The following is a 21,180-nucleotide window of genomic DNA, read 5'->3' on the forward strand; positions in this document are numbered from 1 at the left end:
CACGACAACCACACCAGGACCACCGGGAACGAACCATCAACCGGAAACCTACCGCCACCACGGGGCGAGAACCTCGCCCACCCGCAGCAACCCGGACGACACTACACCCACCCCCCGACACCGTCAAAACACCCGCCGACACCGCACGAACGGGGTGTGCCCGCAGACCCGGAACGGCATCGGGCAACTTTGCTGCGACGGACTTTCTGCTGCCGAGGGTCTGTGCTGACGGACCGGACAGCCCCCTCCCCGGCAGCCGCAGGTCGGACGGTGGGGGCACTGGCGGCATCGTCGTGCTGCACCGTGAATCACCAAGGATGTGGCGCCCGATCGATCCGGCGCCCTGCGCCAGCGCGAGCGCCCCTGCGGAGCAATGCGGGTCGGTCCCGGCCGCATCCGTGGGCCATGGGATCTGTGGTGCCTGCTGGGCCGCTCGGCGACGTCGTCGGCTGTTGAGCCGGCCGCTGCCCGGGACAGGCGAGTCATCGCTGCGGGCGGGGCTGCAGCGGACGTGCTGCGGACGAGGGATCGAGTCGTGGTGATCGAGCGGTGCGCATCCGCGTGATCACGCGCCATCTCTGTGGCGAGGACATCTGCGGCCGGTGAATTCGTTCGACACCTGGATCCGTCGATGACGGAAAGGTCCTCCGTCTCACCCTGCGAGAGGGTACGGGAAGAGCGGCAGACGGGAGTCGAACCCGCGACCTCCACCATGGCAAGGTGGCGCTCTACCAGCTGAGCTACTGCCGCATTCGTGGCTCCAGCAGGAGCCACGAGAAGACATTACCCGATTCTTGCGGCGTGTGCGTCACGCCGGCCAGGAAGGCCCCGGGTGCGCTCCCCTTTTCCGTGGTCCCGGCCTGTGCCATGACCGTGGCGATTACGCCTCAGGAGCGCAGGATTCGCCCGGCCGGGCTCAGAGGTGCGAGTCGCGCTCGGTGACGGACTCCCGGCCGGCAGGGTCGACGTGTCGGGTCTGGGTGCTGGTGCGCCGTGGGATGAGGGAGATCACCAGCAGCACCGCGCCGACCACGGTGAGGATCCACCCCACCGTGACCAGGCTGATGGCGAACGAGCCGAGGCTGATCGTGTTGCCGCTGGTGGCGAAGACCAGGATCAGTCCCAGAACGAGCGTGATGGCGGCACCGGCGGAGAAGTTGCGGTTCATGAGGGGCTCCTAGGAATCGCGGCAAAAGCATGTGCTTTGCAGTTGCAATCATCCTACAGACGGGCCGGCACGCTGATAAGCCCGCGAACGGTCGAAGACTCACAGGTTCTCCCCCAGCGCCGATGCGACGCCGGGGACGGTCTACAGCCCCTCGTGGGCCATATTGGCGAACCGGGAGTAGTGGCCCTGGAACGCCACCACGATCGTCTTGGTGGGACCGTTGCGGTGCTTCGCCACGATCACGTCCGCCTCACCGGCGCGCGGTGACTCCTTGTCGTAGACGTCGTCGCGGTGCAGCAGGATCACCATGTCGGCATCCTGCTCGATCGAGCCCGACTCGCGGAGGTCCGAGACCATCGGCTTCTTGTCCTGGCGCTGCTCGGAGCCACGGTTCAGCTGGGACAGCGCGATGACCGGGACCTCCAGCTCCTTGGCCAGCAGCTTCAGAGCACGGGAGAACTCCGAGACCTCCTGCTGACGGGACTCGACCTTCTTGCCCGAGCTCATCAGCTGCAGGTAGTCCAGCACCACGAGCTTGAGGTCGTGCTTCTGCTTGAGCCGGCGGCACTTCGCCCGGATCTCCATCAGCGACATGTTCGGGGAGTCGTCGATGAACAGCGGCGCGGAGTCCATCTTGCCCATCGTGGTGGCGATCTTCGCCCACTGCTCGTCCTGCAGGCGCCCCTTGCGCAGGTCCTGCATGTTCAGCGTCGCCTCGGCGGAGAGCAGGCGCATGGCGATCTCGTTGCGGCTCATCTCGAGGGAGAAGATCACCGTGGTCTGGTTGTGCTTGATCGCCGCGGACCGCGCGACGTCGAGGGCCAGGGTCGATTTGCCCATCGCGGGCCGCGCCGCGATGACGATCATCTGGCCGCCCTGGAAGCCCTGGGTCAGCTCGTCGAGCTCGATGAAACCGGTGGGCACGCCGCGCATGCCCTCGCCGCGGGAGCCGGCGGCCTCGATCTCGTCGACGGTGGACTCGATGACCTCCTTGAGCACCGTGTAGTCCTCGGAGGAGCGGCGATCGGCCACCTGGTAGATCTCGGCCTGGGCGGCGTTGACGATGTCGTCGACCTCGCCGTCGGAGCTGTAGCCCAGCTGCACGATCTTGGTGCCGGCCTCCACGAGGCGGCGCAGCACCCCGCGCTCGCGCACGATCTCGGCGTAGAACCCGGCGTTGGCGGCGGTCGGGACCGAGGAGATGAGGGTGTGCAGGTACGCGGGCCCGCCCACGCGCTCGATCTCGCCGCGCTTGGTCAGCTCGTCGGCCACCGTGATGGCGTCGGCGGGCTCGCCGCGCCCGTACAGGGAGATGACGGCCTCGTAGATGGACTCGTGAGCCGGCTTGTAGAAGTCGACGCCGCGCAGCACCTCCACGACGTCCGCGATGGCGTCCTTGGACAGCATCATGCCGCCGAGCACCGACTGCTCCGCGACGTTGTCCTGCGGCGGGGTCCGTCCGAACTCCCGATCGCCTCCGGACGACTGCTCCGACACGTGCCCACCTCTCCCTGCGCCCGCGCGGGGGCACGGACGGACGAACGACGACGCCGCCTCGTCTGCGGGCGGCCCCACCATTCTCGCACCGACCGCGGACACCGCTTGCCGCCCGGTGGTGTCCGTGGACACCATGGACCATGGCGCTCACCACAGACCTCAGCGGTCCCTGTTCGTGGGACATCCGGACCACGCGGGAAGAGCTGGCCGCGGGCCGGATCAGCCATGTGGAGCACCTCGACGCCCTGCTGGAGCGTCTGCCGCCGGCCCAGCGGCTCGGGGCGGTGATCAGCGTGGACCCGGAGCTGGCGCGCGCCTTCGCCCACGCCCTGGACCGCCGGGAGACGTGGGGGCCGCTGACGGGGATCCCCCTGGGCGTCAAGGACGTCGTGGACGTGGCCGGGTTCCCCACCACGGGTGGCACGCGGGCGCTGGAGGACCATGTGGTGGGCCGGGACGCCCCTGCGGTCCGGCGTCTGCGGGCGGCCGGCGCCATCCTGTTCCTGAAGACCAACCCGCACGAGCTGTCCTTCGGCATCACCTCGACCCACGGCTCCCTGGGCCCGGTGCACCACCCGCTGGACCCCGCGCTGGCCGCCGGCGGCGGCAGCGGGGGCTCGGCGGTGGCCGTGGCGGTCGGCCTGGTCCCGGCGGCGGTCGCCGCGGACACGGGCGGTTCCTCCCGCATCCCCGCCGCCCTCTGCGGGATCGTGGGGTTCCGGCCCACGCTGGGCCGCTATCCGTCGTCGGGGGTCCTGTCGATCGCCCACTCCCGGGCCACGATCGGCACCGTGGCCCGCACCGTGGACGACGTGGTCCTGCTGGACGCGCTGCTGGCCGGGGAGCGCCCGAGCGGCCCGCCCCGCGCCCGGCACCTGGAGGTCGAGGACGAGGGTCCCGGCCCGCTGCACGGGCTCCGGCTGGGCGTCCCCGGGCTGTTCCTCCGGGACCTGGAGCCCGGGGTGGACACGGTGTTCGGCGCGGCCCTGCGAGCGCTCGAGGCCGCCGGCGCGGAACTCGTCGAGGTGGACGTCGCCCCGGCCCGGGATCATGCGGCTGCCGCCGGGATGGCGATCGTCCTGCACGAGTTCCTGCCGGACCTGCAGGCGTACCTGGCGGACCGGGGCGGCGGGCCCTCCCTGGAGCAGGTGCGGCGCGGGATCGGCAGCCCGGACGTCCGGCGGATCTGGGAGCTGGCCGAGGTGTTCCGCGCCGCCGACGACGAGTACCGGGCCGCCCAGCAGGCCCGCCGGCTGGCCCTGCGGCTCTACACCGGGGCGCTGGAGGCCCGGGGCGTCACGGCCCTGGTGCAGCCGACCTGCCCGGTGACGGCCCGCCCGCTCGGCGACGACGGGACCGTGGAGCTCAACGGCCGCCGTGTGCCCACGCTCGAGACCTTCACGCGCCACTCCGACCTCGCGGACACCATCGGCACGCCGGGGATCACCCTCCCCGCCGGGCGCACCGCGGCGGGGCTGCCCGTGGGTCTCGAGCTGGCGGCCGGTCCGGGCGCGGACGCCGTGCTGCTGGACCTCGCCCGGACGGTGGAGGCGCTGCTGCGGGAGCGGTGAGCCGGCCGCACCTACGGACCGGCGCGCGGGCCGGGCCGCGGGGGCGGGAAGCCCTCGGCACGGTCGAGGGCCTCCTCGGTCGCCCGGCGCCCGAAGGCGATGAGCTCCTCGGCGCGGTGGAAGTCCAGGAGGCGGCCGGTCTGCTTGGGCACCGTGATGAGCAGGTCGGGAGGATAGCCGGCCAGCCGGTAGCGCAGCACCATGGACTGCAGCGCCTCGAGGGACAGCTGCATGACGTCGAGCGTGCGCAGTCCGGCGGGGAGCACCCCGAGCACGTCCTCGGCCGCCTCCTCGAGGAGCTCGGCGTCGAGCACCTGCGGGAGCTCCTCCGGGACCTCCCCGGGGAACTCCTCCCCGAGCCGGCGGGTGCGGGCCTCGGCACCGCGACCCCGAGTCTCCGCGATGCGCTCCATGACGGTGCGCGCCAGCTCCCGGTCCAGGAGATGGGCGGCGCTGCGGCGGAACCGCTCCGCCCGCTCCTCCGCGGGGCGCGCCGCGGCCGTCTCCCGGGCCGGCACCCTGCCCTCGCCGGGCATCCGCTCCCCCGACAGGGACACGGCCACGGTGACGTCCGCGCGGGAGGCGACGGTCGCGGCGATGGGCACGGGGTTCAGGATGCCGCCGTCCGCGAGCAGCCGTCCGTTGATCATGACCGGGGTGATGATGCTGGGCAGGGCGATCGACGCCCGCACGGCGACGTCGACCGGGCCCTCCTGGAACCAGACCTCCTTGCGGGCCAGCAGGTCGGTGGCCACGGCGGTGAAGGGCATGGGCAGGTCCTCGATCAGGGCGCCGTCCAGCAGCTCGCGCACCTTGGCCATGATCTTCTCGGCCCGGATCACCCCGGGGGACGACGGCGAGGGATCGAGCAGCCGGAGCACGTCCCGCTGGGTCAGTCCCTGCACCCACTGCGCGTACGGGCCCAGGCGTCCCGCCGCGTGCAGCCCGCCGACGAGCGCCCCCATCGAGCTGCCCGCGATGGTCACGATCTCGAAGCCCCGCTCCTCGAGCACCTCGATCACGCCGATGTGGGCGTAGCCGCGGGCACCCCCGCTGCCCAGGGCCAGGGCCACGCGCGTGGTGCTGCTCATCAGCCGCTCCTTCCCCGGCCGCCGGACGGCCCGTGCAGGTTCCCTGCCCAGGGTGGCAGGGAACCTGCACGGGAGGAAAGGACCACGTCCCGCCCACCGGGTGGAGACGTCGCTCCGCCCGTTCCGCACACGAGTTTTCCACCCTGTGGACAACCGGTGGAAAACGCCGGGCGCGGCTGTGCACAGGGTGGGGGAAACCCTGTGGAAATTTGTCCACAAGAAACAATCAATCCTGCGCTGACCAGGCCAAACGATCACTCACAGGCTGTGCAGGACCGGTGGGGCCGCCACCGGTGTCATCCACAGCACAGACGCGCCCGGCCGTGCTCAGAGCACCGAGGAGAGCACGCCCAGCCACAGCAGCGGATGGCACAGCACGGACAGCGCCAGCAGCACCAGGAAGCGGGTCCGAGCGCCCGCGAACCCGACGGCTCCGGCCAGTGCGACCACCGCCGTGACGGTGGCCCCCACCGCCGCGGCCACGAAGCCGACCACGAAGACCGTCATCGCGGTCTCGGCTCCTCCGGAGTTGCCTCCCAGGAAAGCGACGACGAAAGCCAGTACCGTGAAGAGCAGGCACCCCACGCCGAACCAGTACAGGGCGGACGGTGTGACACGCGGGATCAGGGACGGCATGCACCCATTGTCCCCCGAGGATCCGCGCCGCACCGGCACACCGCTCCAGGAGCGCCCCCCGGGCGCCCGAGCCGCCGAGGAGGCCCCGTGGACGACAGCCAGCGCATGTGGGAGGACCGGTACGCCTCCGGGGAGGACTCCCCGGACGGCACCCGTCCGCATCCGGAGGTCGCCGCCCTCCTGGAGCGGACGGCCGGGGAGCACGCGGGCCGCACCCCGGCCGCGCTCGACCTCGGGGCCGGCACGGGTCGGCACACCCTGTCCCTGGCCCTGGCCGGCTACGACCCCACGGCCGTGGACTTCTCCCCGAGCGCCGCGCGCGTCCTCGCCGACGCGCTGGCCGAGCGGGGTCTGCCCGGCCGCGCCCTGGTGGCGGACCTGCGGACCTGGAGCCCCGAACAGGAGCAGCTCTCCGGGCCCGATGTGGTACCCCGGCAGTTCGACCTGGTGCTCGCCGTCTACTTCCAGCACGACCTCTCGCTGCTGCGCCGCGCGACCGAGTGGCTCGCGCCGGGCGGCCGGCTGCTGTGGATCACCCACGCCCCCGGCAGCGTGGAGGGCCCGCCGCCGACCGTGCCGCGCCCGGACCTGGAGGAGACGGTGGCCGTGCTCGAGGGCAAGGGCCTGGACCTGCTGCGCGCCGAGCAGGTCCGCACGACGCCGACCGCGCTCGACGTCGTCGTCGAGGGGGTCCGGCCCCGCTGAGGCCCCCCGACATGCGGAAGGGCCCCCGCGGCGCACCGCGGGGGCCCTTCTGCCGTGCAGGACCGGGAACCGGTCAGGCGGGGACGACCTCGAACTCGACGTTCGCGTTGACGTCCTCGTGCAGGCGCACGGAGGCCTGGTACACACCGGTGGTCTTGATGTGCTGGTTGAGCTCGACCTTGCGCTTGTCCACGGAGCCGAGGCCGGCGGCCTCGACGGCGTGGGCGACGTCCTCGGCCTTGACGGTGCCGAAGAGACGTCCCTCGGCGCCGGCCTTGACCGGGATGGTCACGGTGGCGGAGGTCAGCTTCTGGGCCAGGGCCTGGGCGTCCTCGAGCGAGGCGACCTCGCGGGCGGCGCGGGCGGCCTTGATGCTCTCGATCTGCTTCTCGCCGCCTCGGGACCACGGGGTCGCGAAGCCGCGCGGGAAGAGGTAGTTGCGGGCGTACCCGTTCTTGACCTCGACCACGTCACCGGCAGCGCCGAGGCCGGTGACCTCGGTCGTCAGGATGATCTTTGCCATGAGTGTCTGTCCTCTCTGATCAGCGGCCGGCGCCGGAGTAGGGCAGCAGCGCGACCTCGCGGGCGTTCTTGATCGCCAGAGCGATCTTGCGCTGCTCCTGCACGGTCACACCGGTGACGCGGCGGGCGCGGATCTTGCCGCGATCGGAGATGAACTTGCGCAGCAGCGCAACGTCCTTGTAGTCGATCTCAGTGACTTTGGCAGCCTTGAGCGGGTTCTGCTTTGGTTTGGGCTTACGAAGTTCAGCCTTGGCCATCGTGGTGCTCCTTGTTCTTCAAGTGGAGCCCGCGGCTGGTCACCGCGGGATGGGGTGTGTGTCGGGAAAAGCGGGGAAGGCCTAGAACGGCGGCTCGTCGTCCTGTCCGCTGCCCCAGTCGTAGTTGCCGCCGGAGGACTGGCTCCACGGATCGTTCTGGGGCGCGGCCTGCGGAGCGGGCTGACGCCCGCCGCCGCCACCACGGCCACCGCCGAAGCCGCCGCCCTGCTGGCCGCCGCCGAACCCGGAGTCGCCCCCGAATCCGCCGCCGCCCTGCGGGGCGCCGCCGCCGAAGCCACCGCCCTGCTGGCCGCCGCCGCCGAAGCCGCCGCCCTGCCCGCCGGAGCGGGCGTTGCGGTTGACCTTGGCGGACGCGTAGCGCAGCGAGGGACCGACCTCGTCGACGTCGAGCTCCGTGACGGTGCGCCGCTCGCCTTCCTTGGTCTCGTACGAGCGCGACTTGAGCCGACCCTGGACGATGACGCGCATGCCCTTCTGCAGGGACTCCGCCACGTTCTCGGCCGCCTCGCGCCACACGGAGCAGCGCAGGAACAGGGTCTCCCCGTCCTTCCACTCGTTGGACTGGCGGTCGAAGGTGCGGGGCGTGGACGCAACGGTGAAGTTGGCCACGGCCGCACCCGACGGGGTGAAGCGCAGCTCGGGGTCAGCGGTCAGGTTGCCGATTACGGTGATGACGGTGTCACCAGCCATGTGGACCTCCCGGGTCGAAGAAGTTCGCGGTCGTACGGGACGTACTGGGGATCTCCAGCATCTCACCGGTGGGCCCTCGCGGGGCACCCTCGGCGATCAGCCTGTGAAGTCCTTACTCGGCGGAGATCTTCTGCTCTTCCGGGCGGATGATCTTGGTGCGCATGATCGCCTCGTTGAGGTTCAGCACACGGTCGAGCTCCTGGGCGGTCTGCGGGGTCGCGGTGAAGCGGACCACGGCGTAGATGCCCTCGGACTTCTTCTGGATCTCGTAGGCGAGGCGACGGCGGCCCCAGATGTCGACGTTGTCGACGGTGCCGTTGTCCTTGGTGACGACCTCGAGGAACTTCTTGAGAGTCGGCTCCACGGCACGATCCTCGACCTCGGGGTTGATGATCACCATCAGTTCGTATTCACGCATGTTCGAACCCACCTCCTTCGGGCTGAGCGGCTGCGGTCCTTCCGCAGCAGGAGGTTCTGTAGCGTCGTCCGCGCGCCGGCGCCGCACGTCGGGCGGCGGGCACACAGACCTCACAACACTACTACATCCGCGGCTCCGCACCGAACGGGGCGCACGGCCGGGGCAGCCACGTCCGGGGGACGCTCACCGGCGGTAGGCGCTCCGGGCGATCGAGGCGTTCACGAACGCGGTGCGGAACGGCATGGTGAAGATGTCCAGGAACATCAGCAGCGCCCACGGCACGAGGAACAGCAGACCGATGCCGATGCCCACCGTGCTCCAGCCGAGACCGCCCAGGAACAGGTAGATCAGGCCCCAGACGGGCTGGCGGAGATAGAATTTGTGCACTCCCAGCGAGCCCAGGAAGAACCACAGGACGTAGGCCAGGAGCAGGGACTTGCCGCCCACCACGTTCACCACGGGCGCCCCGGCGGGCACGCCGTGCCCGCTCCCGTAGGGCTGTCCGTACGGCGCGCGGGGATACCCGGTGGGCGCCCCTTGACCGGTTCCGAACGGCTGCCCGTAGGGCGCGCCGCGGTAGCCGGCACGGCCGGGATCGTCGTTCAGCGGGACGGGGCGGTAGTACTCGGGCTCGGGAGCCACGGGGGTCCTCTCGGGGGCGGGCCGTCCGCGCGGACGGGATGTCGGGGGACCGTCCGGGGGACGGCCTCGACCAGCACAACGACCGGTCGGTGAGCGCTATTCCGGGCGGCGGACCGCCGCGAGGTGCTCGGGGCGCACCGGCCCCACGTGCCCGGCGAACTCCTCGCGCCCGCGCAGCCAGGCCGCGACGAACGGGCACACGGGCACGATCGTCAGGCCTGCGGCCACGGTGTCCTCGAGCGCGGCGGCGGCCAGCCGGCTGCCCAGGCCCTCGCCCTCCCGGTCGTCGTCCACCGTGGTGTGGAAGAAGATCCGCTGGGGCCCGGCCGGGGTGCCGAAGGGACGGTAGTGGGCCTCCCCGACGACCGTGCCGCCGTCGAGCAGCTCGTAGCGGTGCCGGTCGGGGGCGTGGCGGACGGTGATCGTGGCATCCTGCGGCACGGGTGCTCCTGTCGGGTCGGTGGCGGATTCCCCCGTAGCCGGCCGCGGCACAGGGGTATTCCGATTAGGCTACGCTTTTCTTGTCAAATGATCGTCGTGCGGTCACCCGGACCGCCGCGCCCGAGGAAGAGGCCCCGATGCGCCGTCGCCCCCTGTACGTCACCACCGGCATCCTGACCGCGATGACGGCGGTCGTCACGGGCTGCGGCACGCTCGGCCTGGGCGAACAGCCCGCCGACCTGCAGATCTACTCGGCACGGCACTACGACCTCGAGGGCGCGTTCGGCCAGTTCACGGACGAGACCGGGATCACGGTGGAGTTCATCAGCGGCGACGACGCCGAGCTCCTCGAGCGGCTCAAGGCCGAGGGGGACGACACCCCGGCGGACGTGTTCATGACCGTCGACGCGGGCAATCTCTGGAACGCCGCCCGGCAGGACGAGCTCGCCGCGATCTCCTCCCCGACCCTGGACGAGGCGGTGCCCGAGGACCTCCGGGACCCCCAGGACCGCTGGTTCGGCCTGGCGATGCGGGCGCGCACGCTCACCTACAACCCGGACAACGTCGACCCCGCCGAGTTCGACGGCCAGGAGAGCTACGCCGGGCTGGCCGACCCGAAGTGGAAGGGACGGCTGTGCATGCGGGACGCCACCTCCGCCTACACCCAGTCCCTGGTCGCGAGCCTGATCGACCTGCACGGCCGGGAGAGGGCCCTGGAGATCGTGGAGGGCTGGGTGGCCAACGACGTGGACATCCAGAGCAATGACGTCCTGCTGCTCGAGTCGATCGACGCCGGGACCTGCGACGTGGGGATCAACAACCACTACTACCTGGCCCGCACCCTCGAGGAGAACCCCGAGCTGAACGTCGACCTGTTCTGGGCCAGCCAGGACGGCGCCGGCACCCACGTGAACATCTCCGGGGCGGGCGTGGTCGAGGGGTCGGACAACCCCGAGGACGCGCAGCGGCTCATCGAGTGGCTGGCCACCGACGGCCAGAACGCGTTCGTCGACGCCAACCACGAGTTCCCCGTCAACCCCGCGGTGGAGCCCGAGCCGACGATCGCCGCCTTCGGGGAGTTCGAGCGCATGCCGCTCAACGCGGAGGCCTACGGGGACCTCAACGCCGAGGCGGTCGATCTGCTGGCCGAGGCCGGATACCGGTGACCGAGACGGCCGTCCTCGCCGAGGCCCGGCCACCCGTCCCCCGCCCGCGCCGGGGCGCGGGCACGGGCCGCCCGTGGTGGACGGCCCTCGTCGTCCTCGTCGCGGTCCTCGTCGCGACCCCCGTCCTGGCCGTGGTGGCCGACGGCCTCGGCAGCCTGGGCGAGGGCAGCCCGCCGCGCGGGCTCGGCCGGATGGTGCTCACCACCCTGACGCTCATGCTCGGCGTCGGAGCGGGGACGCTGGTCGTGGGCGGGGGGCTGGCGTGGCTGGTCACGGCCTACCGCTTCCCGCTGCGCGACGTCCTGGTGTGGCTGCTGGTCCTGCCGCTGGCCATGCCCGCCTACATCCTCGGCTTCGTGTTCCTGTCCACCTTCGACGTCTCCGGGCCGGTGCAGTCCGCCCTGCGGGCGGTGCTGGGCACGGACGTGTGGACGCCGGAGGTGCGCTCGCTGCCCGCCGCGATCCTGGTGATGACCCTGACCCTCTACCCCTACGTCTACCTCCTGGCCCGAGCCGCGCTGGTCGAGCAGACGGCGGGCACCTACGACGCCGCGCGGACGCTGGGCGCCGGCCGGGCCCGGGCGCTGCGCCGCGTCCTGCTGCCCCTGGCCCGTCCCTCCCTGGCCGCCGGACTGGCCCTGGTGATGATGGAGACGCTCACCGACTTCGCCACCGTGCAGTACTTCAACGTGCAGACGGTCTCGGTGGGGGTCTACCTGGTGTGGAAGGGCAGCTTCGACTTCCACGCGGCCACCCAGCTGGCCGTGCTCGTGCTGCTCTTCGCGGTGGCCGTCCTGGCCGGCGAGCGCCTGCTCCGCGGCCGGGCCCGGTTCCACCAGCGGGGCGGCCGCGGCCAGGGGCTGCAGCCGGAGCGGCTCACCGGGTGGCGCGCCTGGGGCGCCACGCTCCTCGGCGTCGCCGCCCTGTCCGCCGGTTTCCTCCTGCCCGTGCTCCAGCTGCTCGTGTGGGCCATCGGCGAGGTGGTCGGCGATCCCGCCACCCTGACCGACCCGCGCTTCGCGGACCACCTCACCAACAGCCTCGTGGTCGCGGCGATCGCCGCCGGGGCCTGCGTGCTGCTCTCCCTGGCGATCGCGCACGGCGTGCGGATGAGCGGCGGGCGTCTGGCGGCCTCCGCGGCCCAGCTCACGACGTTCGGCTACGCCGTCCCGGGTGCGGTGGTGGGCATCGGCGTCCTCATCGCCTTCGCCGGGCTGGACACCGCCCTGGAGCGCGCCGGGGTCCCGGGCGGCACCGGGCTGCTGGTGACGGGCTCGGTCCTGGGGATCCTCTACGCGTACGTGATCCGCTTCCTCGCCCCGGCCTACCAGGCCGTGGACGCGAGCCTGGGCAAGATCTCCCCGACGATCACCTCCTCCGCGCTCAGCCTGGGCGCCTCCCCGCTGCGGGTCCTGACCCGGGTGCACCTGCCCCTGGCCCGCCCCGGCGTGGCGGTGGCCCTCGTGCTCGTGCTCATCGACGCGGTCAAGGAGCTGCCCATCGTGCTGCTGCTGCGCCCGTTCGGGTTCACCACGACGTCCGTGTGGGTCTACGAGCTCGCCCGCGAGAACTTCTGGGAACGGGCGGCCCTGCCGGCGCTGGTGATCGTGGCGGCGGCGGTCGTGCCCGTGTTCGTCCTGGTCCGGCAGACGCGCCGGGCCGAGCACCACGGAAAGGTGGGCCGATGACCGTGCGGACCGTGAGCGCGGACCGCGCACCCCGCGCCGGCCAGGCGCCGCCCGCCCTGGTCCTCGACCGGGTCAGCAAGCACTACGGGGACTCCGCCGGCGCCAGCGCCCTGGACCTGACGGTGGCGCCCGGGGAGCTGGTGACGCTGATCGGGCCCTCCGGCTGCGGGAAGTCCACGACGCTGCGGCTCGTGGCCGGGCTCGAACGGCCCGACGAGGGGACGATCCGCATCGCGGGGGAGGTGGTGGCGGACGGGCGCCGGTTCCAGGAGCCCGAGCACCGCCGGGTCGGCCTGGTCTTCCAGGACCACGCGCTGTTCCCGCACCTGACGGTCGCGAAGAACGTCGCGTTCGGGCTCGACCGGTCCCCGCGGGCCGGGCGCCGGGTCCGGGTCGGGGAGGTCCTCGAGCTCGTGCGGCTGAGCCACCTCGCCGACCGCTACCCGCACGAGCTCTCCGGCGGCGAGCAGCAGCGCGTGGCCCTGGCCCGGGCGCTGGCGCCCCGGCCGGCCGTCGTCCTGCTGGACGAGCCGTTCTCCAGCCTCGACGAGTCCCTCCGCGCCCAGGTGCGCCGCGACACCACGGCCACGCTGCGCGAGACCGGCACCACCGCGGTGCTGGTCACCCACGACCAGACGGAGGCCCTCTCCGTGGGCCACCGCGTGGTGGTCATGCACGACGGGGTGATCGAGCAGGCCGACACCCCGGAGAAGGTCTTCGAGCAGCCCAGCACCCGGTTCGTCGCCTCCTTCATGGGCGACGCGGACTTCCTCCCGGCGCGGGTGCACCGGGCGCTGCTGACCTGCGAGATCGGCATCGTCTCCACGGTGCCGGGCTGGGCCGACAGCGACGTGGCGGTCGACGTGGTGCTGCGCCCGCACGAGGTGGCGCTGCGCCCGGACCCGGACTCCCCCGCACGGGTCTCGGCGGTCGAGTACCACGGCGCGTTCGTGCTCCACCACGTGCGCCTGGCCTCGGGCCGGACGCTGCGCTCCTGGCAGCCCCACAACGTCCGCCACCCCGTGGGGACCCCCGTGGCCGTGACGGTGGCCGCGGGCACCACCCCGACGCTGCTCGTCGACGACCGGGCGGTCACCGCTCCGCCGCGGACCCGGTCCGGGGCCGGACGTTCCCCCATGTCCGACGAATTGGACAAGACTTTTCTTCGCTAATCGATTCTTCTAAGGTGGCGCCGTGACCACGCAACCGGATCTGGCCCGCATCCCCTTCGTGGCCGGGCTCGCCCGGCACGGGGACCGTCCTGCCGTCCTCACCCGCGACGGGACGCTGAGCTACCGCGAGCTGGCCGAGCGCGTCGACGCCGTTGCCGCCCGCCTGGGCGGTGGACGCCGGCTGGCGGCCCTGGCCGCGGCCAACGACCTTGACTCCCTCGTCGCCTACCTCGCCGCCCTCAGCGCGGGCCACCCGCTGCTGCTGGTCCCGGCCGACAAGCCGGAGGCCCTGGCCTCCCTCGTGGCCGCCTACGACCCCGACGTCGTGCTCCGGTCCGGGGACGGCTCCCTCGTGGTGGAGGAACGGCGCCCCGGCACCTGTCACGACCTGCACCCCGACCTGGCGCTGCTGCTGAGCACCTCCGGCTCGACCGGCTCCCCGAAGCTCGTGCGCCTCTCGCACGAGAACCTGGCCGCCAACGCCGAGGCGATCGCCGAGTACCTGGCCATCGGGCCCGGCGACCGCGCCGCGACCACGCTCCCGATGTCCTACTGCTACGGGCTGTCGGTGATCAACAGCCACCTGCTGCGCGGGGCCGGGCTCGTGCTGACGGACCTGTCCGTGGTCGACCCCTGCTTCTGGGAGCTGTTCCGCGAGCACGGGGCGACGTCCTTCGCCGCGGTGCCCTACACCTTCGAGCTGCTCGAGCGCGTGGGCTTCGCCGAGATGGACCTGCCCCGGCTGCGCTGCGTCACCCAGGCCGGCGGGCGGCTGGCGCCCGAGAAGGTCCGTCACTACGCCGAGCTCGGCCGGCGCCGCGGCTGGGACCTGTTCGTCATGTACGGGGCCACGGAGGCCACCGCCCGGATGGCCTATCTGCCCCCGGGCCTGGCGACCGAGCGTCCCGGGTGCATCGGCGTCCCCGTGCCCGGCGGGGCCTTCCGGATCGACCCCGTGGAGGGCCTGGCCGACGGCGAGCTCGTCTACACCGGCCCCAACGTCATGCTCGGCTACGCCGAACACCCGTCCGACCTCGCCGCCGGGCGCACCGTCGAGGAGCTGCGCACCGGCGACCTGGCCCGCCGGCACCCCGACGGGCTGTACGAGGTCGTGGGGCGGCGCAGCCGCTTCGTGAAGATCGTGGGCCTGCGCGTGGACCTCGGGCAGGTCGAGCGCACCCTCGCCGAGCTCGGCGTGACGGCGGCGGCCGCCGGCTCGGCCCCGGGCTCGGACGAAGGCCTCGTGGTCGCAGTCGAGGGCGCGCACGAACCGCGGCTGCTGGGCAAGGTCCTCGCCCAGAGCGTGGGCCTGCCCCGCACCGCCGTCGCGGTGCACGCCGTGGAACAGCTGCCCCGCCTGGCCACGGGAAAGGTGGACTACCCGGCCGTCGCCGCGCTCGCCGCCCCCCGGACCGTTCCTGCCCCGCCCGCGGAGAGCGCGGCGCAGGGACCGCAGGACGTCAAGCGGATCTTCGCGGAGGTGCTGGACCGCCCCGACGTCGGCGACGACGACACGTTCGTCTCCCTCGAGGGCGACTCGCTGTCCTACGTGGCGGCCTCGGTCCGGCTGGAGCAGGCCCTCGGGCACCTGCCTCCGGACTGGCACGTCACGCCCGTCCGGGACCTGGTCCCCCGGGCGGCCCGGCCCCGGCGGCGCCTGGTGTCGTTCCTGGAGACCGGCGTCGTCCTCCGGGCGGTCGCGATCGTGTGCATCGTCTGCACCCACGTGGAGCTGTTCACGTTCCAGACCGCCCACCTGCTGTTCGCGGTGGCCGGCTACAACTTCGCGCGGTTCCAGCTCACCGGTCGGCGCCTGCCCCGCCTGCGGCGCCACGCGCGCAGCCTGGGCCGCATCGTGGTCCCCTCCGTGGCCTTCATCGCCGTGGCCCACCTGCTCACCGACGACTACACGCTGGCCAACGTGGTGCTGCTCAACGGGATCGTGGGCCCGCAGGAGCTGACGAGCCAGTGGCACTTCTGGTTCGTCGAGATGCTGGTCTACGTCCTCGTGGCCGTCACGGCCCTCATGGCGCTGCCCTGGGCCGACCGGGCCGAGCGACGTCTCCCGTTCGTCTTCCCGCTGCTCCTGCTCGGCCTGGGGCTGCTCAGCCGCTACGACGTGGTGGACCCCGGGCTGCCCAAACCGGCCCCGGTGTTCTGGATCTTCGCCCTGGGCTGGGCGGCCGCCCGGGCCCGGACCCCGCTGCAGCGGTGCCTGGTGTCGGCTCTCACGGTGCTGAGCATCCCGGGCTACTTCGACAGCGCGCTGCGGGAGGGCACGCTCGCCGTGGGCATCCTCCTGCTCCTGTGGGCGCCGACCCTGCCCGTGCCGGCGGGGCTGCGGCGCCTGACCGGCCGGCTGGCCGCGGCGTCCCTGTACATCTACCTGACGCACTGGCTGGTCTATCCCGTGCTGCTGCCGGTGCACCCGGTCCTGGCCGTGGTCGCCTCGCTCGCCGCGGGCGTGGCCTACTGGCTCCTGGCCGAACGGGTGCTCCGCAGCCGGATGCGGCGGGGCAAGGCGTTCGGGGGCCAGGCGCCCAAGGGCGAGGCACTCGGGGGCGAAGCACTTGGGGGCGAGGCACTCGGCGACGGAGGCGGGCCGGGCGCCGCCGGCGGGCCCGGGCGCACACACCGGACCTGGTCGGGCCCCGTGGCTAGTCCAGGCCCACGCTGATCTCGGCGCTCTGCCCGGTGGAGCGCACACTGGCGAGCACCGGGAACTCCACGCGCTCCGTGACCGGCTCACCGTCCTCCAGGTAGCTCAGCCGCGCCTCGGCGGGCCGGTACGGGTCCGCGACCCAGCGCAGCGGGTCCTCCGGCGAGCCGACCAGCACCAGGGCGGGCCGGGAGACGAGCCGCCAGCGGACGTCGGTGATGCCCGGGTCCCCCGCCCCGCCCCCGTCGGGAAGACCCGCGGCGGTGTCCGGGGACTCCTCCGGGCCGGTGTGGCGCGCCGAGCTCGGGCAGCCCTCCGGAGCGAGCTCCTCCGAGGCCATGCAGGTGCGCAGCCACTGGGTGATCCGTTCCTCGGTCTCCTGCCACATCCGCGGGGACGGCTCGATCCGCAGGTCCACGGACGCCGGGCGCGGATCGCGGAAGGCCATCCGCACCGGGGGCAGGGGCACGGGCACCTGGTAGTAGGAGTTGCCGGGCAGCCCGATCGCGTAGTCCCCGGGCAGGGCCTCGAAGCGCCACGCGCCTCCCGGGCCGGTGGGGTCCGGCACGCGCTCGTCCGGGTCCGGGCGGATGCTCTCCCCGTTGACGGAGATCTCGTCCAGGGGTGCCGGGAGGTGGACGGCCAGGGGCGCCACGTCCGGGGAGTCCAGCTCCCAGTGGTCGTTGAACGGACCGCTGCGCTCCACCCGGTGCACGCCGTAGGTGTGCACCTCCTCCCGGACGCGGTCCCCGCCCTCGGGGTCGTCCCACCACACGCGCACCCGGATCTCGGCGTGGTCGTCCTGCACGTCCGCGCGCAGCACCTCGTGGCCGCTGATCCGCCCGGCCGCGTTGCGGTAGACCCGGTTGGCGAAGATGTTGAGGGTGGGATCCGCGACCACGGCCTCCGCCCGGGACAACAGCTGCCGCGAGCGCCCGTCCTCGAGGCCGCCCAGCCAGGTGTGCACGGGGTCCTGGGGGGCGCGGTCGACGAAGAACCAGTTGAACGCCGAGCTCAGCCCGGTGACCAGGACCACGACCGCCGCCAGCCAGGTGAGCAGCGTCCGGCGCAGCCCGTGGGCGTCCTCGGCGGTGAGGACCGCGCCGGGCTCCCGTTCCCGTGGCACCGCCACCGCTGCCTCCCCGTCCGACGCCAGCTCGTCCGGCGCGCGCCGGTGCTCCGGGCCGCGCTGCGGCCCACCGGCTCACATCGTAGATCGGGCGCCGCGGCAGCGGCAGGAGGAGCCCTACAGCGCGCGTTTCTTGGTCACGAGGATCCCGGCGAGCACGAGGAGCAGACCCCAGGCGCCGTAGACCAGACCGGACTCCACGTGGTTGAGCACGGCGTCCGAGGGCTGGTACACCGTGGTCAGCTGGGTGCTCGCCGCCCCGGGGGAGTAGGGCTTGGCGTCCTCGAGCCACTCGAAGGACAGGGCGAAGAGGACGAACTCCAGGACCAGCAGCAGCACCACGAGGACCACGATCCCCCACGTGGTGGACTTCAGCAGGGCCCCCAGTCCGAAGCCCAGCCACGCCGTGATCGTGTAGAACAGGCCCACGGCGAGGATGTTGAGCAGGATCGCCTCCTGCCACACGTCGTAGCCCAGGTCCCCGCCGGCGAGGATCGGCTGGACCAGCAGGTGGCACAGGAACGCGCTGAGCACTCCGAAGAGGAACGCGACCACGGAGAGCACCACCGTCTTGGCGAGCATCACCGGGGTGCGCCGCGGCACGGCCGTCATGGTGGTGCGGACGGCGCCGGTGGAGTACTCGGAGCCGATGAACAGCACGGCCAGCGCCCCCAGGAGCAGCATGACCAGCTGCAGGCCGCCGTTGGCGCTGGTCATGGCCAGGTACTCGCTGAAGCCCATTCCCTCCGGCAGGGCGACGCCGGACTGCTCGGCGATCTGCTGGTCGGACTCCGCGACGAACGCGTCCCGCTGCTGCTGGACCTCCTCCTCCGTGAGGCCGATCTCCTCGGGGCTGCGCCCGTCGAGCGTGGCGTCGACCTGCTCCTGCGCGGCCTGCTGGTTGATGTCCTGCAGGGAGGTGGTGCTCCAGGCGCTCAGCGCCCCGAAGCCCAGGGCCAGCAGGAGGGCGACGGCGAGCAGGATCCAGTGGGAGCGCAGGGAGCGGAACTTGATCCACTCCGAGCGCAGGACCCGGCCGAAGCCCAGGCGGGCGTCGAACGCGGGGCCGGCGTGCCCGGTGGGGCCGGTGCCGGTGGTCTCCGGACGGGGTGCGGTCGAGGTGCTGGTGCTCATGCTCGGTCTCCGGTTCGTGCGGCGGGGCCCGCCCAGGGCGCCCGGGTGGTCTCGACGGGGGCGCCGCCGGAGCGGTACTCGACCTCGTCCTGCGTCATGGCCATGTAGACGTCCTCGAGGGTCTCGGTCTGCGGGGTGAGCTCGTACAGCAGCACCCCCGCGGACAGCGCGGCCTCGGCGATCCGCCGCGGCGCGGGCCCGGTGACCAGGGCCCCGTCGTCGTCGAACTCCGTGATCTCGGCGTGCTCCTCCCGCAGGGCCCGGCGCAGGGCCTCCCGGTCGGTCGTGCGCACGCGGGTGCGGGCGCGCTCCCCCGCCAGGAGCTCCTCGATGGGCGCGTCGGCCAGGATCCGTCCGCGGCCGATCACCACGAGGTGGTCGGCCGTCTGGGCCATCTCCGACATCAGGTGGGAGGAGAGGAAGACCGTGCGGCCCTCCGAGGCGAGGTACCTGGCGAGGTGGCGCACCCACACGACGCCCTCGGGGTCGAGGCCGTTGACGGGCTCGTCGAGGACCACGGTGTGCGGGTCGCCGATCAGGGCCGCGGCGATGCCCAGCCGCTGGCCCATGCCCAGGGAGAAGCCGCCCACCCGCTTGTCCGCCGCGGCGCCGAGCCCGGTGAGGTCCACCACCTCCTGGACGCGGGAGCGCGGGATGCCGTGGGTCGCGGCGAGCGCGGACAGGTGGGCCCGGGCGGTGCGCCGGGGGTGGACGGCCTTGGCGTCCAGGAGCACGCCGACCTCCGAGAGCGGGGCGCGGTGCTCGGCGTACGGGCGGCCGTTGACGCGGGCGTGCCCGCTGGTGGCGGACTCCAGGCCCACCAGCAGGCGCATGGTGGTCGACTTGCCCGCCCCGTTGGGCCCCAGGAACCCGGTGACCCGGCCCGGACGGACGGTGAAGCTGACGTCGTCCACCGCCGTCTTGCCACCGTAGGTCTTCGTCAGGTTCTCGATCTCGATCACCGGCGCTCCTCCCGAGCACTCGTCATTGCGGTCCACCCTCAACGTACGGGACCCGGGACACCGTCCGGCACCCTCGGAAGGATGAGCTCCGCGGTCCTCCGCGGGCCCGGTCTCCCTCTTCCGGCGGAGGAGGCGACGGCGTTCACTCCGCCTCGGGAACGCCGATCTGCATCGCCCGGCGTCCGCGCAGGACGTCGACGGCCACCACGACCAGGAACCAGACCAGGAACAGCACCCGCACGGCCGCCAGCAGGTCCTGGGCGTCCCAGCCCGTGCGCCCGGTCCACGGCAGGACCGGCCACGCCGCCTCCGGCAGCACCAGCGTGGTCCACCACAGCACCTCGACGAGCTGCCAGGCCGCGAACTCGATCCAGTTGCGCCGGCTGAGCACCACCAGCGGGGCGAGCCACAGGGCCTGGACCAGGGAGTAGCCCGGGCCGGTGAGCACGAGCACGGTGAGCAGCAGGAAGGCGACCTGGACGACGCTGGGCTCCTGGCGGGTGAGCAGCGTGAGCACCAGCACCGCCGCGCAGCCGAGCACGAGGGCCAGGAGCACGTGCTGCCCGGTCTCCGCCGCCCCGGGCACGGCGTCCGCCCGGCCCCAGACGCTCCACAGGGAGGAGCCTGCCACCGGGCGGTCGGCCGCCGCCCGGAACCGGCCGAGCCACTGCTCCCACGCCGCGATCATGAACGGGCCGTTGACCAGCAGCCAGGCGGCCAGGGTCCCGGCCAGGACCACCGCGAAGTCCCGGAACTGGCGGTACCGGGCGGCGAGGAACAGCACGGCCAGCAGGACCACCAGGGGGAACAGCGCCACGGACGCCCCCAGGCCGAGGAACACCCCGGCCGGTCCCGGGCGGCCGCGCACGTGGAGGAGCAGCGCCAGGACCATGAGCAGCACCGCCCACAGGTCCCACGTGGTGAAGCCCACCAGTGCCGCCACCGGGGCCAGGGCCAGGACGAAGGCGTCGGCCCGGCGGCGGCCGGAGAGCCCGGAGACCACGGCGACCGTGGTCAGCCACAGGAGGGCCAGCAGCACCACGGACAGGTTCGCGAACACCCCGCCGCCCACGTCCGTGCCGAGCAGCGCGGAGAGCCGGGCCGCGACCCACCCGAGCACCGTGGTGATCATCCCGACCAGCGCGGGCTGGTCCCCGGCGGGGCCTCCCGTGAAGAACCCGTCCAGCGTCCCGGCCGTGGCCGCCGGGGTCACCTCGGTGGCGCACAGCGCGGGAAGCTGCTCGGCGGCCGCCCCACCGGGCACCCGGCAGGGCAGCCGCAGCAGGTAGGCCACCATGACCGTGTAGAGGCACAGACCCGCCAGCTGCAGCCCGTGGCCGCCGAGGCGCCCGCCCAGCCGGCTCATCCGGTGCACCGCCGTCCGCGCAGCGCGTCCGCCGTGACCCGGGCCGCCGGAGAGGCCGTCGCCACCGGGTGCAGGGCGATGCCGCTCCGGGCACCCGTCGGGAGCAGGACATGGAGTCCGCGATATATGCCTCGAGGAGCATGAAACCGGTTCGTCGTCGCGGCGGCGGACGGCAGGACGCCGACGGCGCCCGTCTGCGGCACCGGGTGCTCCGGCGGCGCGGAGTGCCGCCCCGGGTCCGGGGC

Annotated in this window: 20 protein-coding genes and 1 tRNA gene; 6 read left to right on the forward strand and 15 right to left on the reverse strand. The window is 72.9% G+C overall.

Features of this window, described 5'->3' with window-relative positions:
• Positions 1–677: 677 nt before the first annotated feature.
• The 3 genes from PU704_RS15395 to dnaB all read right to left on the reverse strand — a co-directional run bounded on the left by PU704_RS15395 (position 678) and on the right by dnaB (position 2,665).
• Positions 678–750, reverse strand: a tRNA-Gly gene (locus PU704_RS15395).
• Between the two features lie 166 nt (positions 751–916).
• Positions 917–1,168 carry a DUF6458 family protein gene (locus tag PU704_RS15400; RefSeq protein WP_047805126.1) on the reverse strand — a complete coding sequence of 84 codons (252 nt, stop codon included), beginning with the start codon at positions 1,166–1,168 and terminating at the stop codon, positions 917–919.
• A 141-nt stretch (positions 1,169–1,309) separates the two neighbouring features.
• On the reverse strand, positions 1,310–2,665 hold the full coding sequence (gene dnaB / locus PU704_RS15405) for a replicative DNA helicase (RefSeq protein ID WP_277551942.1): 1,356 nt from the start codon (positions 2,663–2,665) through the stop codon (positions 1,310–1,312).
• A 140-nt stretch (positions 2,666–2,805) separates the two neighbouring features.
• Here dnaB and PU704_RS15410 point away from each other — a divergent pair, with 140 nt between their 5' ends.
• Positions 2,806–4,236, forward strand: a complete 1,431-nt coding sequence (locus PU704_RS15410) for an amidase family protein (protein ID WP_047805124.1) — start codon at positions 2,806–2,808, stop codon at positions 4,234–4,236.
• A gap of 11 nt (positions 4,237–4,247) precedes the next feature.
• Here the strand turns inward: PU704_RS15410 and PU704_RS15415 are convergent, their stop codons facing one another.
• Positions 4,248–5,327 carry a patatin-like phospholipase family protein gene (locus tag PU704_RS15415; RefSeq protein ID WP_277551943.1) on the reverse strand — a complete coding sequence of 360 codons (1,080 nt, stop codon included), beginning with the start codon at positions 5,325–5,327 and terminating at the stop codon, positions 4,248–4,250.
• Between the two features lie 327 nt (positions 5,328–5,654).
• Positions 5,655–5,963, reverse strand: a complete 309-nt coding sequence (locus tag PU704_RS15420) for a hypothetical protein (protein WP_047805113.1) — start codon at positions 5,961–5,963, stop codon at positions 5,655–5,657.
• Positions 5,964–6,050: 87 nt separating this feature from the next.
• On the opposite strand from PU704_RS15420, the gene PU704_RS15425 reads away from it, so the two are divergent.
• Positions 6,051–6,668, forward strand: coding sequence for a class I SAM-dependent methyltransferase (locus PU704_RS15425; protein WP_053005204.1), 618 nt, complete (start codon positions 6,051–6,053; stop codon positions 6,666–6,668).
• Between the two features lie 73 nt (positions 6,669–6,741).
• Here the strand turns inward: PU704_RS15425 and rplI are convergent, their stop codons facing one another.
• The 6 genes from rplI to PU704_RS15455 form a co-directional block, all read right to left on the reverse strand.
• The gene (gene rplI, locus PU704_RS15430; protein ID WP_047805112.1) at positions 6,742–7,191 is read right to left on the reverse strand and encodes a 50S ribosomal protein L9; all 450 of its coding nucleotides are present in this window, start codon (positions 7,189–7,191) and stop codon (positions 6,742–6,744) included.
• A gap of 19 nt (positions 7,192–7,210) precedes the next feature.
• Positions 7,211–7,447 carry a 30S ribosomal protein S18 gene (gene rpsR / locus PU704_RS15435; protein ID WP_017835048.1) on the reverse strand — a complete coding sequence of 79 codons (237 nt, stop codon included), beginning with the start codon at positions 7,445–7,447 and terminating at the stop codon, positions 7,211–7,213.
• An 81-nt stretch (positions 7,448–7,528) separates the two neighbouring features.
• Positions 7,529–8,158, reverse strand: coding sequence for a single-stranded DNA-binding protein (locus tag PU704_RS15440; protein ID WP_062735785.1), 630 nt, complete (start codon positions 8,156–8,158; stop codon positions 7,529–7,531).
• 112 nt (positions 8,159–8,270) lie between these two features.
• Positions 8,271–8,576, reverse strand: a complete 306-nt coding sequence (rpsF, locus tag PU704_RS15445) for a 30S ribosomal protein S6 (RefSeq protein WP_047805110.1) — start codon at positions 8,574–8,576, stop codon at positions 8,271–8,273.
• 183 nt (positions 8,577–8,759) lie between these two features.
• Positions 8,760–9,218, reverse strand: coding sequence for a TM2 domain-containing protein (locus PU704_RS15450; protein WP_047805109.1), 459 nt, complete (start codon positions 9,216–9,218; stop codon positions 8,760–8,762).
• Between the two features lie 96 nt (positions 9,219–9,314).
• Positions 9,315–9,659, reverse strand: a complete 345-nt coding sequence (locus tag PU704_RS15455; protein ID WP_075871247.1) for a GNAT family N-acetyltransferase — start codon at positions 9,657–9,659, stop codon at positions 9,315–9,317.
• A 137-nt stretch (positions 9,660–9,796) separates the two neighbouring features.
• On the opposite strand from PU704_RS15455, the gene PU704_RS15460 reads away from it, so the two are divergent.
• Genes PU704_RS15460 through PU704_RS15475 form a run of 4 tightly spaced genes read left to right on the forward strand, consistent with a single transcriptional unit; the run spans position 9,797 to position 16,362 of the window.
• The gene (locus PU704_RS15460) at positions 9,797–10,825 is read left to right on the forward strand and encodes an extracellular solute-binding protein (RefSeq protein ID WP_277551945.1); all 1,029 of its coding nucleotides are present in this window, start codon (positions 9,797–9,799) and stop codon (positions 10,823–10,825) included.
• The gene (locus PU704_RS15465) at positions 10,822–12,513 is read left to right on the forward strand and encodes an ABC transporter permease (protein ID WP_075871246.1); all 1,692 of its coding nucleotides are present in this window, start codon (positions 10,822–10,824) and stop codon (positions 12,511–12,513) included. The genes PU704_RS15460 and PU704_RS15465 overlap by 4 nt, the downstream gene beginning before the upstream one ends.
• A complete protein-coding gene (locus tag PU704_RS15470) occupies positions 12,510–13,685 on the forward strand; it encodes an ABC transporter ATP-binding protein (RefSeq protein WP_277551946.1) in 1,176 nt (391 codons plus the stop codon). The genes PU704_RS15465 and PU704_RS15470 overlap by 4 nt, the downstream gene beginning before the upstream one ends.
• 22 nt (positions 13,686–13,707) lie before the next feature.
• The gene (locus PU704_RS15475; protein WP_277551947.1) at positions 13,708–16,362 is read left to right on the forward strand and encodes an AMP-binding protein; all 2,655 of its coding nucleotides are present in this window, start codon (positions 13,708–13,710) and stop codon (positions 16,360–16,362) included.
• Here the strand turns inward: PU704_RS15475 and PU704_RS15480 are convergent.
• The 4 genes from PU704_RS15480 to PU704_RS15495 form a co-directional block, all read right to left on the reverse strand.
• Positions 16,343–17,476: a hypothetical protein gene (locus PU704_RS15480; RefSeq protein WP_075871245.1), complete on the reverse strand. Its 1,134-nt coding sequence runs from the start codon at positions 17,474–17,476 to the stop codon at positions 16,343–16,345. The genes PU704_RS15475 and PU704_RS15480 overlap by 20 nt on opposite strands.
• A 114-nt stretch (positions 17,477–17,590) precedes the next feature.
• Positions 17,591–18,607: an ABC transporter permease subunit gene (locus tag PU704_RS15485; protein ID WP_277551948.1), complete on the reverse strand. Its 1,017-nt coding sequence runs from the start codon at positions 18,605–18,607 to the stop codon at positions 17,591–17,593.
• A complete protein-coding gene (locus tag PU704_RS15490; RefSeq protein WP_047805103.1) occupies positions 18,604–19,569 on the reverse strand; it encodes an ABC transporter ATP-binding protein in 966 nt (321 codons plus the stop codon). The genes PU704_RS15485 and PU704_RS15490 overlap by 4 nt, the downstream gene beginning before the upstream one ends.
• 142 nt (positions 19,570–19,711) lie before the next feature.
• Entirely contained in the window at positions 19,712–20,935 is a 1,224-nt protein-coding gene (locus tag PU704_RS15495) for a glycosyltransferase 87 family protein (protein ID WP_277551949.1), read from the reverse strand.
• Between the last annotated feature and the right edge of the window lie 245 nt (positions 20,936–21,180).

This window comes from Kocuria oceani (assembly GCF_029524215.1).
GTDB classification, from domain to species: Bacteria; Actinomycetota; Actinomycetes; order Actinomycetales; family Micrococcaceae; genus Kocuria; species Kocuria oceani.

Coding starts and splice junctions, on each gene's coding strand:
- PU704_RS15400 (WP_047805126.1), bottom strand. CDS start 1,168: ATGAACCGCAACTTCTCCGCCGGTGCCGCCATCACGCTCGTTCTGGGA.
- PU704_RS15410 (WP_047805124.1), top strand. CDS start 2,806: ATGGCGCTCACCACAGACCTCAGCGGTCCCTGTTCGTGGGACATCCGG.
- PU704_RS15415 (WP_277551943.1), bottom strand. CDS start 5,327: ATGAGCAGCACCACGCGCGTGGCCCTGGCCCTGGGCAGCGGGGGTGCC.
- PU704_RS15420 (WP_047805113.1), bottom strand. CDS start 5,963: ATGCCGTCCCTGATCCCGCGTGTCACACCGTCCGCCCTGTACTGGTTC.
- rplI (WP_047805112.1), bottom strand. CDS start 7,191: ATGGCAAAGATCATCCTGACGACCGAGGTCACCGGCCTCGGCGCTGCC.
- rpsR (WP_017835048.1), bottom strand. CDS start 7,447: ATGGCCAAGGCTGAACTTCGTAAGCCCAAACCAAAGCAGAACCCGCTC.
- PU704_RS15440 (WP_062735785.1), bottom strand. CDS start 8,158: ATGGCTGGTGACACCGTCATCACCGTAATCGGCAACCTGACCGCTGAC.
- rpsF (WP_047805110.1), bottom strand. CDS start 8,576: ATGCGTGAATACGAACTGATGGTGATCATCAACCCCGAGGTCGAGGAT.
- PU704_RS15460 (WP_277551945.1), top strand. CDS start 9,797: ATGCGCCGTCGCCCCCTGTACGTCACCACCGGCATCCTGACCGCGATG.
- PU704_RS15470 (WP_277551946.1), top strand. CDS start 12,510: ATGACCGTGCGGACCGTGAGCGCGGACCGCGCACCCCGCGCCGGCCAG.
- PU704_RS15485 (WP_277551948.1), bottom strand. CDS start 18,607: ATGAGCACCAGCACCTCGACCGCACCCCGTCCGGAGACCACCGGCACC.
- PU704_RS15495 (WP_277551949.1), bottom strand. CDS start 20,935: ATGAGCCGGCTGGGCGGGCGCCTCGGCGGCCACGGGCTGCAGCTGGCG.